The organism is Ilyomonas limi (assembly GCF_005233845.1).
GTDB lineage: Bacteria > Bacteroidota > Bacteroidia > Chitinophagales > Chitinophagaceae > Ilyomonas > Ilyomonas limi.
Genome location: NZ_SZQL01000002.1, coordinates 391,705 through 398,628, shown reverse-complemented (window position 1 = coordinate 398,628; position 6,924 = coordinate 391,705). Strand labels below are relative to the sequence as shown.

Sequence of the window (6,924 nt, the reverse complement as noted above, 5' to 3'; positions counted from 1 at the left end):
TGAATAAGAGATGGAAAAATTATAACCGAACTTATAGCCATCAAAAAGCAACTGTATAGCAATTACAGGACTAAAAATTATATTTGTATAACCGAATCAGGATTTATTTAATAATCTGTATAGCTATTTTAGGACGAGTCAAAAGATAGCAGTATGCAGCTACAAAATCAGTAATAATTACTGTAACAAGCGGGGCTAAAGAATAAATCAAGCATGCATTATTAGCCCTGTATTGCTTAAAATAAAAACATCCCAAAAACCTACAATTAATTAAATACATGCCGTGTGCATGCAGCAGATGTTTTTACTTCTACCCCATTATTTACCTGCTGTGTATGCAGCTGACACACCTAGCAGAATACCGGCATAATTATATCAAAAACGATAGTAAAAGAAGCAAATCCGATATTTACTTACGTAGGAGAGCATAATAATTTGCAACACGTAATCAAAAAATTGCTTTCATATGAAAAGAGACTACAAACTCCTGAAACGAACCCGTTTCAGCTATCCCCGGGCTACCGGCAATCAAATCAAAATTATTGCTGCATTCTTGTTTTATTCATTGCTTGCTTTTAGCTATGTATCACAAGCCCAATCGCAGGTGGTTACAGGTTCTATAAAAGATGAGAATGGCGCCGCCTTGCAGGGCGTAAGCGTCCTGGTAAAAGGGTCTTCAGAAGGCGTGAGTTCAGATGCTGATGGACGATTTAGTATTGCGCTGCCAGGCAGTTCGGCGGTTTTGGTTATCAGCCATATAGGTTATGCAACGCAGGAAGTACCGGTAACTGCCGGCAGTGTGCAGGACATATCTTTAAAAAGAGACGTCAATGCGCTGAATGAAGTAGTAGTAATTGGTTATGGATCACAGCGCAGAAAAGATGTAACCGGCTCTGTAAGCACTATCGATTTATCAGCAACTAAAGATGTTCCTGTTGCAAATCCCGGACGGTTGCTGGTGGGGCAGGCGCCTGGCGTAACAGTTAGGCAGCCTACCGGCAGACCGGGTAGCGAGTTTGATGTGGTGGTGAGAGGATTAGGTTCGCTGGGCGCAGGAAGCCAGCCACTGTATGTCATTGATGGTTTTCCGATAGGTAACCAGCTTGGACAAAACTTCAATCCAAACGACATAGAAAATATATCCATTTTAAAGGATGCGGTATCTACGGCTATTTATGGTGCAAGGGGATCAAACGGGGTGGTGTTGATTACTACGAAAAGTGCAAAATCCGGGCAATCTTCGTTAAATGTTACTGCCAATTACGGCATACAAAACATTCCTTCTTCCAGAAAAGTAAAAATGCTGAACGGGCAGGAGTTTGCACAATTCAAGAAAGATATCTTCATGGATAAAATAAGGTACTTTGAACAACGGGAACCTTCCATAGATGAAGTGCCGCTGGATTATCGCTACCCGGAACAAACAACTATCTCCACTAACTGGTACGATGAAATTCTCCATAATAATGCGCCCTTTCAAAATTATAATGTAACGCTCTCGCAGGGTAATGCCAATTTCCGTTCTTTACTTTCTGCAGGGTATATGCGCCAGGAAGGAGTGCTTATCAATACAAATTTTGATAACATTTCTGTGCGTGGGAATATGGATGGAAAGGTCAATGATTTTATTAATATGGGTTTGAATATAAATGGGTCGTATGCAACCAACAATTTGGCCAGAGCAACTGAAGGCAGGGATAATATTGTTGGCTCTGCACTGCTAATGGATCCTCGCGAACCCGTGTATAATGAAGACGGATCGTACAACGACTATATTGGCGGGCACGATGGTACATTCGGTTGGCCCAACCCGGTTCAATCGCTCAAAGATATTTTAAGAAAGGAGGAGACCGGGCAGCTTTTGTCCAACGGGTACGTAGAAATAAGTTTCCTTCGGAATTTTAAATTCAAAACCTCGGGTAATGCCTTATTAAATTACAGCAACTATAAGCAGTTTGTTCCATCAACCATTGCAGGTGTAAACGCGCCGCCGCCAAGGGATGCAAGTGAAGTGGATCAGTCGCTTTACACAAAAAACTATTCTACCGACCAATTACTTACTTATAACAACAGCTTTGGAGATCATAGATTGAACGTATTACTAGGGTACACTGCGCAGGAAGAAACCACTAAAGTACTTGATGGCAGCGGCAGTCAGTTTCCTAACGACTTAACTCCTTTTCTAAGCTCTGCTGCGTTAAAAACATCGGGATCTTCAGAATATGGCTGGAGCATGAATGCAGTATTCGGCAGAATCAATTATTCCTATAGCGATAAATATCTGCTGTCTGCTACCTTCAGGCGCGAAGGAAGTTCCCGATTTGGTGAAAGTAACAAATACGGAAACTTCCCGGCATTCTCTGCCGGCTGGCGCGTGCTTAATGAAAAATTTATGCCTAAGATTGGCTGGCTTACCGATCTTAAATTAAGGGGCAGTTGGGGTATTACCGGCAACAACAACATAGGCAATTATTCCAGTCTTGCTTTCATGAGCGATAATAATTACATCATTGGTAATAATCTTGCCCGCGGTCTCATTGTAACATCATTGGCAAATCCTTCATTGGGTTGGGAACGATCTAAGCAGTTAGACCTGGGCGTAGATGTGAGTGCGTTCAAGGATAAGTTGTCATTCACTGCAGAGTTTTATAATAAAATTACGAGCGATATGCTGTTGCCCATTCAGGTACCTGCTATATCTGGCTTTACCACCTATTTATCCAATGTAGGTAAAGTACAGAACAAAGGATTTGAATTTGCATTGAGATACAGAACTAATATAAACAAAGTAGGGGTGTGGGCAAATGCGAATGTATCCATCAACAGAAATAAAGTACTGGAAATACGTGGCGAAAATGACCAGATACTGTATGGGTCTTTATATGAGGCATACAATATTTCCAGGGTGGGCCGCCCAATAGGTATGTTGTATGGATTCAGGATGCTCGGCATCTTTAACAACCAGGAAGAAATTGATAAATCGCCCACGCAGGATGGTGCTATACCTGGTGTTTATAAGTATTACGATGGGGATGGTGATGGTGTCATCTCTTATGATACCCGCGATATGGTAGAAATTGGCAACCCTTGGCCTAAGTTTACCTACGGTCTTACACTTGGAGGCAACTATAAGAACTTTGACATAAGCATATTATTGAACGGTGCTTACGGTTACGACATCTACCGGCAAATTGAAGCCTCTACTATGAATATGGATGGCGTATTTAATGTGCTGGAAGAAAGTAAAGATCGATGGCGTTCGGAAGAAAATCCCGGTACCGGAAAATATGCAACCACCAACACGTGGAAGTGGGAGCGTGAAAGTAATTCGCGGTATATATACAGTGGTAGCCACCTGTGGGTTAAAAATATTAGCGTAGGATATACTTTATCAAAAACGGGGATGTCCTTTAAGAGCCTGCGTGTGTATGCCAGTGCTGATAATTTCCTGCTCATCACCAACTATCCCGGTTCTAATCCGGATGTAAACAACAGGGGCGGTATCAATCCGGGTTTAGATGATGAATCTTATCCCTTACCCAGAACTTTCACCTTCGGTGTCAACTTCACCTTTTAAAAGATTACCAATGAAAAACTTCAGCATAATTCTGTGTATAGCAATATTTACGCTTGTACAGGTATCCTGTAAAAAAGACTTTCTTGATAAGACAGATCCCACCAAAATAAACACCGACTTGTTTTATAAAGATGCAAAAGAGGTGCAACAGGCAGTGGATGGGGTATATGGTACATTGCAATCTATTGCCAATAATCAGTGGCTTTTTAATGAGTTGCCATCCGATAATACTACCATTGATTTTAATCCCGGCGACAGAGGTCAGGCACCATCCATAGAAGCGTTTGAATTCTACAACTGGAATTCAGGAACAGGTAACATCAACAGCATGTACATTAGCCATTACAATGCTATTTATAATGCCAATAATACGCTTGCAAAAATGCAGGGTGCAGCGCTGTCCGATTCTTTGAAAGCGGTATATGAAGGGCAGCTAAAATTCATACGCGCTTACCTGTATTTTGAGCTGACTCAATACTTTGGAGATGTAATATTGATAACAGAACCATTGCAACAGCCATCAGATGCTTACGCTTATGTAAGAAAACCTCAGGATACAGTGTATGCTCAGATTGAAACGGATCTTAAAGAGGCTGCTGCAGAACTCCCTGTAACCTATCCATCAACTGATGTTGGCAGAGTTACTAAGGGAGCTGCGCTTACTTTACTGGGCAAGGTGTACCTTACCAAAAAGCAATATTCCGACGCAATAGGCACACTTAGCCAGGTGCTTCAGCTTGGTTATAGCCTGGTGCCCAACTATGCAGATGTATTTGATCCGCAGAAAAAGAACGGACCGGAATCTATATTCGAAATTCAATACCAGGGCGGCAATGATTTAGGTGAATGGAGCAGCTTTATTTATACGTTTGCACCGAGGCTATCTGCCGATGCAGTTACCGGCTGGCCACAAAGCAACCCCGGCGGCTGGAATATTCCAACAAATGATATTATTAATTCCTATGAAGACGGAGATGTGAGGAAAGCTGCCTCTGTTGGGCTCGATTTTAAAAGCCCTGTAACAGGCGATGTAGTGCCTTATATAAAAAAGTACGATCATCCGCATACCATATATGGCCGTACGGATGATAACTGGCCGGTACTACGATATGCCGATGTTTTATTGATGCTTGCCGAAGCCATCAATGAACAGTCTGGTCCTACTTCCGAAGCATACAATTATTTAAATGCGGTAAGAAGCAGGGCTGGGTTGAAGCCGGTATCAGCATTGGGGCAGCAGGAGTTTCGTGATAAAGTGTTGCATGAGCGGAGAGTGGAATTAGCCTTTGAAAACTGGCGCTGGTTTGATCTGAAGAGAACTATGACTGCTCAGCAGCTTACGGATTTTTTAAATGCTTATGGAGCAAAGGAAAAAGCAAATCCTACCGTACAAAGGCAAGGGATACCTTACGCCAACACGGATTATGTTTTTGATGCTTTTGAAGCGTTGTATCCACTGCCTAATGATGAACTGCTGATTAATAATAAACTGACGCAAAATCCGGGATATTAAACAAGAATAATTATATACTATTTATTTAAAAACCTATCAATTAATTATCACCAAAACACCCAATGTTATGACATTTAAGTGTATTTATAACCGTTCTTTTCTTTGCTTTAGCATCGTTTTCGCTGCTGTTTATCTACCTACATTCCGCACATTCGCACAGCAGCAACTGCCTGTTGTAGATATTCAATGGAATACGGTGCAGCATGTTTCTAAAACAACGCCTACGTTACAGTTGGTAGAGAATCCAATGGTGCGTCCGAACTCGCCTATCCATAAGCAAACGTTCACTGCATTAAAGGCACTCGGCACCGATTACGTTAGGTATGTGCCCTGGTTTCCTTATCCTAAAATGGCTGTGGCAGAATTGAAGCCGCCTACTAAAGATGCTACCTTTTGGGATTTTACATACCTGGATAGCACCATGCAGGCGTTAATGGACGCCACCAGCGGTCATACCGTTGTTATTAATTTCAGCACTACGCCGGTATGGATGTGGCAAACGGATTCTGCCGTGCGTTATCCCGAAAATCCGTATCAGCCCTATTGGGATTACAATCAGGGCACTCGGCTCAGAGATACAACAGTAAAGGAACTGGCTGCCTATTATGTACGATTGTTTAGCTGGTACACGAAGGGCGGATTTACTGATGAATTAGGCAAATTCCATAAGTCCGGGCATTATTATAAAATTCCGTATTGGGAAGTGTTGAATGAGCCGGATTTAGAGCACAATATGTCGCCTGAATTATATACGAGAATATATGATGAAATTGTAAAGGAGTTAAAGAAGATTTCACCCGAAACGAAGTTCATCGGCTTGTCATTTGCATATATATCTACGCCCGTATATTTCGAGTATTTTCTTAACCCTGCCAATCATCGTTATGGCATTGTGCCCGAAGGTATTTCCTATCATCATTATTCTACTCCTTCCTATGAGGGGCAGGATGTTGAAAACTATCAGTACACTTTTTTTGAAAAAGCAAGTGCTTTTTTAGATAAAGTACGATATATTGAAAACATCAGAAAAAGATTAGCCCCAAACACCTTTACAACCATTAACGAGATTGGAACTATTCTCCGTTCGCCACGCGTTATCAAACCAATTGAAAAGGAGTACTGGAATGTATCCGGCGCGATGTATGCCTATATTTTTCTTGAACTTACCAAGCTGGGTATTGATGCTGCCGGCGAGTCGCAATTGGTAGGTTATCCCACACAGTATCCCGATGTAAGTATGATGAATTGGGAAACAGGCAACCCTAATGCAAGATATTGGGTACTCAAACTTCTGCACGATCATTTTGGCCCGGGTGACCAGTTGGTCGCAACAAGCTTTAAAGGTGGTTATCCGGATGGCGTGATTTCTCAGGCATTCATTACAAAAAAAGGTAACAAACTGCTGCTCATCAATTCCCGCAACAAGGAAGTACAATTTGCTTTGCCCGGTAATGCAAACGGAGCCACACTTTCTGTTGTGGATGTAAGCACGATGGATAATCCACCAGCCAGCTCCACACTATCAGATGCAAACATTACGCTTAAGCCGTTTAGCGTTGCAGTTGTTCAGTTTAAGTAGCTGTTGGAGTGTATAAATAAAGTATAAGAAAGCAGACTACCTTCTTTATTCTATGCTTACGGATGTTCAGCAGATTGCTAGGCGGGTAAACAGTTGATGCAGTAAAATAAGTGCTTACATTAAGTCAGAAGATGGCAATAAAAGTGCAATAAATTGAAACGTTGTGAAATGCCAGCAGGATGAACTAAAATGTTCAAAAGATGTTAGAAGTATAAGTATGTCTTTGCAAAAAATGGTATTGCTTTAATGGCTTAT

The 6,924-nt window shown here is 41.7% G+C and carries 3 protein-coding genes; all 3 read left to right on the top strand.

Features of this window, described 5'->3' with window-relative positions; translation table 11 throughout:
* The first annotated feature begins 466 nt into the window (after nt 1-466).
* The 3 genes from FC093_RS05035 to FC093_RS05025 all read left to right on the top strand — a co-directional run bounded on the left by FC093_RS05035 (nt 467) and on the right by FC093_RS05025 (nt 6,669).
* Nucleotides 467-3,577 carry a SusC/RagA family TonB-linked outer membrane protein gene (locus FC093_RS05035; RefSeq protein WP_137260641.1) on the top strand — a complete coding sequence of 1,037 codons (3,111 nt, stop codon included), beginning with the start codon at nt 467-469 and terminating at the stop codon, nt 3,575-3,577.
* Nucleotides 3,578-3,587: 10 nt separating this feature from the next.
* On the top strand, nt 3,588-5,090 hold the full coding sequence (locus FC093_RS05030; protein WP_137260640.1) for a RagB/SusD family nutrient uptake outer membrane protein: 1,503 nt from the start codon (nt 3,588-3,590) through the stop codon (nt 5,088-5,090).
* 67 nt (nt 5,091-5,157) lie between these two features.
* Nucleotides 5,158-6,669 (top strand): glycosyl hydrolase family 39, encoded by a 1,512-nt coding sequence (locus FC093_RS05025; RefSeq protein ID WP_240743196.1) that lies wholly within the window; start codon nt 5,158-5,160, stop codon nt 6,667-6,669.
* Nucleotides 6,670-6,924 lie beyond the last annotated feature (255 nt).

What these genes read in the sequence shown, in the direction of transcription:
- FC093_RS05025 (WP_240743196.1), top strand. Translation starts at nt 5,158, where the DNA reads ATGACATTTAAGTGTATTTATAACCGTTCTTTTCTTTGCTTTAGCATC.
- FC093_RS05030 (WP_137260640.1), top strand. Translation starts at nt 3,588, where the DNA reads ATGAAAAACTTCAGCATAATTCTGTGTATAGCAATATTTACGCTTGTA.
- FC093_RS05035 (WP_137260641.1), top strand. Translation starts at nt 467, where the DNA reads ATGAAAAGAGACTACAAACTCCTGAAACGAACCCGTTTCAGCTATCCC.